Below are 3,570 nucleotides of genomic sequence, written 5' to 3'. Positions count from 1 at the left end.
GAATTCAAAAAATTCGATCAGATCAATATTACGTTAAAGGCAGCGTTGCTGAGAACAGTATTTATTTTCTCGCTGTTTTTTCCGGTGGTAGAACTTATTTCTTCCTTATTTATAGGATTCATTCTTTTCTACGGCGGATATATCACAATTTCTGCGGGTGTGGTGATTGCTTTTATTCAGTACATCTCCATGCTGATTCGTCCGTTGAGACAGATTGCTGACCGGTTCAATAATATTCAAAGAGGAATTGTAGGTGCCGAACGGGTTTTGGGTGTTATGGATGAAGATTTTGCACTTCCGAATGAGGGAACGGTGATGAAAGATCATTTCGACGGGAAAATTGAATTTAAAGACGTGTATTTTTCCTACGATGAAAATCAGGAAGTTTTAAAAGGCATCAGTTTTAAAGTGAATCCGGGCGAAACTGTTGCAATTGTGGGAGCAACAGGTGCCGGAAAATCTACGATTATAAGCCTGATCACGAGACTTTACGACATTAATTCAGGTAAAATTCTGCTTGATGATGTAGCGCTGAAAGATTACGAACTTTATAATTTAAGAAGCCATATCGGGGTGGTACTTCAGGATGTTTTCCTTTTTCACGGAACGATTTTCGAAAACCTGACCTTCGGCGACGAAAGCATTACTTTAGAGAAAATAAAAGCCGTGGCAAAAGATATTGAAGTGGATGAGTTTATCGAAAGCCTGCCCGGTGGTTACGATTACGTGGTGCGCGAAAGAGGTTCTTCAATTTCTTTGGGACAGCGGCAGCTGCTCTCGTTCCTGCGCGCCTACCTTTCGGATCCTAAAATTCTGATTTTAGATGAAGCCACTTCTTCCATCGATCACCAAAGCGAAAAACTCATTCAGCGTGCGACAGAAAAAATCACGAAAAACCGGACTTCCATTATTATCGCGCACCGGCTTTCCACCATTGAAAAAGCAGATAAAATTATCGTCATGGAAAAGGGAAGAATTGTAGAAGAAGGCAAGCACCTCGAACTGCTCGATAAAAACGGATATTATTCTACACTGTACAGAGCTCAGCTGAAACGCGATGTAGCTGAAAGTGAATCTTAATAAAAAACGCCGTAAATTTCCGGCGTTTGTTTTTCTTCTATAAATTTTAATTTCCTACAACGGTTTTCGCTGTTACAAATTCCTTTAAAGCAATCATCGAAAGTTCGGTACCATAGCCCGAAGATTTTGCACCGCCAAAGGGCAGTCGGGGATCAGAGCTTGTTTCCTTATTAATGGTTACAGTTCCCGATTCCAGATTTTCAATGAAGAACAACTGTCTCTTTTCATCCTTTGTCCATACCGAATTGGCAAGCCCAAAAGGAATATCATTCGCCAGCTCCAGCGCTTCCTGGTCATTTTGGGCAATCATCACCATTCCCAATGGACCAAAAAGTTCTTCTTCAAGAATTGGATTACCTTTTTCTACCTTGATGAGACCCGGTTCGAATACCTTGTCGGAAACTCTTTTGAGTGGCAGAATAATTTCAGCGCCGTTTTTGAGGGCTTTTTCGTATTGCTTTTCCAGCTCATCTGCCAGATCGGGCCTTGCCATTCCGCTGAGGTTGGTTTCTTTTTTCAATGGATCGTCAGGTACAAATTTTTGGTATTCATTAATGAACAGCGGCAAAAATTCTTCTTCTGCACTTTTTTGAATAATAAAGCGCTTCGCAGCATTGCAGGCCTGTCCGCAGTTCTGAAGTCTTGCTTTCGCGCCGCTCTTTGCTGCTTCCATTAAATCTGAATCGTCCAAAACGATGAAAGCATCGCTTCCGCCCAGTTCGAGCAGCGATTTTTTGATGTTTTTTCCGGCGGTGGAAGCGATCTCAGCGCCTGCTTTTTCACTACCGGTTAAACTTACGCCTTTAATAATAGGGTTTTCTAAAACAGACTTCACTTCAGCATGCCCGATTTCCAGATTCTGGAACACTCCTTCGGGGAAACCTGCATCGGTAAACAGTTTTTCAATCATTTTGCCGCTTCCGAAACAGATCGATGCGTGCTTCAGCACCACGGTATTTCCTGCAAGAATTGCTGGTACCGCAAATCTCAGAACCTGCCAGAACGGGAAATTCCAGGGCATTACACCTAATATAACGCCCAGAGGTGCATAATGTATTTCTGAAACTCTATATTCGGTCTTTATTTTTTCCGGTTTCAGGATATTTTCCGCATTTCCGTAATACCTGGCCATCAGCGCGCATTTTTCAATTTCGGCGATGGACTGGGAAAGAGGTTTGTTCATCTCCAGGGTAATATTCTTGCCGAATTTTTCTGCATTTTTCTCTAGAAGGTCTGCGAGTTTAAATAAGTATTGCTGTTTTTCAGAAAAGGGTACTTGTCGCCATTTTTTGAAAGATTTCTGAGCAGTTTCTAATTTTTCGGATAAAATCATGACTAAAATTTAGTTGTTTGAAACAGGAACGTATACCAAACCGGCGGTTCGCTGCTGTGCTTTAAAGGAACAAAGATAGGAAAAGAAGTAAAAATGCTTTACGGGCAAACACATTTACCTGACAGACCCGTGCTGAAACCACAGCAACGGTCTAATAAATTCTTTGAAACATTTGAGATTATGATATTTTTGAGTAATTTTGAAAAATAAAATTTAAAAAAATGAACACACCTTCAGAATTAAAGTACACAAAGGACCACGAATGGGTTAGAATTGATGGAGACATCGCAACAATTGGAATTACAGATTTCGCTCAGGGAGAATTGGGTGATATTGTTTTTGTAGATGTAGATTCTGTAGATGATGAACTTTCTGCGGGAGATGTTTTCGGGAGTGTAGAAGCGGTGAAGACGGTTTCTGATCTTTTCTTGCCTGTGAGCGGCAAAGTAACCGAATTCAATTCCGATCTGGAAGACCAGCCGGAACTCCTTAATACCGATCCTTATGGTAAAGGGTGGATTATTAAAGTGGAAATTGGGGAAGGTGCAGATTTGTCGGAACTTATTACGGCCGAACAATACCAAGAATCTCTTGGATAGAATTTCGAAAATATTCAGTAAGATTTTGCCCATTTATTGGGCATTTCTTACTTTTATGCTTCTCCGTCCGGGCGTCGAAAATATGGAATACTCCTTTATGTTCGATGGAATTGATAAGGTGTTGCATTTAGCCATCTTTGGGATGTTGGGATTTTGTTTCGTGGCAGCATTTCCAAAAGTCAGGTTTTTGTATTTCTTCCAGATTATGTTAAGTTATTCCATACTTACAGAGATCCTTCAGGATGAGATGGGTTGGGGCAGATCTATGGAGGCTTTGGATTTAGTGGCAGACACCATTGGAGTGATTTTAGGATATTTTTTATTCAAAAAAGTGAAGAGTATAAATTTTTAGAACATCGATTAAGATAGAATTCCCGCGATTGGCGGGAATTTTTGTTTTAATCATACTTTAATATATTGGATAGGTCAACGGTATTAATTACGTATGTTCCATGCAGGAAACCTTCTTCAAAATTTTTCCCTCAGTTATTCAGCGAGTTGTATTTTTAGTATTAAATTAATGTTAATAAAATTTGGAATGGATTGAAAAGTGCTTAT

4 protein-coding genes are annotated in these 3,570 nt (G+C 40.1%); 3 read left to right on the top strand and 1 reads right to left on the bottom strand.

What is annotated here, in order from left to right:
• Positions 1–1,080 (top strand): ABC transporter ATP-binding protein (locus tag V5N63_RS11385; RefSeq protein ID WP_332034035.1); only part of this gene is annotated, 1,080 nt, incomplete at its 5' end.
• A 46-nt stretch (positions 1,081–1,126) separates the two neighbouring features.
• Here the strand turns inward: V5N63_RS11385 and V5N63_RS11380 are convergent.
• Positions 1,127–2,413 (bottom strand): aldehyde dehydrogenase family protein, encoded by a 1,287-nt coding sequence (locus tag V5N63_RS11380; protein WP_332023954.1) that lies wholly within the window; start codon positions 2,411–2,413, stop codon positions 1,127–1,129.
• Positions 2,414–2,634: 221 nt separating this feature from the next.
• Between V5N63_RS11380 and gcvH the strand changes: the two genes are divergently transcribed.
• Together gcvH and V5N63_RS11370 are read left to right on the top strand one after the other, a co-directional pair.
• Positions 2,635–3,012: a glycine cleavage system protein GcvH gene (gene gcvH, locus V5N63_RS11375; protein WP_088469858.1), complete on the top strand. Its 378-nt coding sequence runs from the start codon at positions 2,635–2,637 to the stop codon at positions 3,010–3,012.
• 82 nt (positions 3,013–3,094) lie between these two features.
• Positions 3,095–3,364: a VanZ family protein gene (locus tag V5N63_RS11370; protein ID WP_228399645.1), complete on the top strand. Its 270-nt coding sequence runs from the start codon at positions 3,095–3,097 to the stop codon at positions 3,362–3,364.
• The last annotated feature ends 206 nt before the right edge of the window (positions 3,365–3,570 follow it).

Source organism: Kaistella sp. (genome assembly GCF_032060305.1).
Lineage (GTDB): Bacteria > Bacteroidota > Bacteroidia > Flavobacteriales > Weeksellaceae > Kaistella > Kaistella yananensis.
Note: the sequence above shows the minus strand (reverse complement) of the source record. Positions and strands in the feature narration are given on the sequence as shown.

Excerpts from the sequence above, each read along its gene's own strand:
- V5N63_RS11370 (WP_228399645.1), top strand. The coding sequence starts at position 3,095 with ATGGAATACTCCTTTATGTTCGATGGAATTGATAAGGTGTTGCATTTA.
- V5N63_RS11380 (WP_332023954.1), bottom strand. The coding sequence starts at position 2,413 with ATGATTTTATCCGAAAAATTAGAAACTGCTCAGAAATCTTTCAAAAAA.
- gcvH (WP_088469858.1), top strand. The coding sequence starts at position 2,635 with ATGAACACACCTTCAGAATTAAAGTACACAAAGGACCACGAATGGGTT.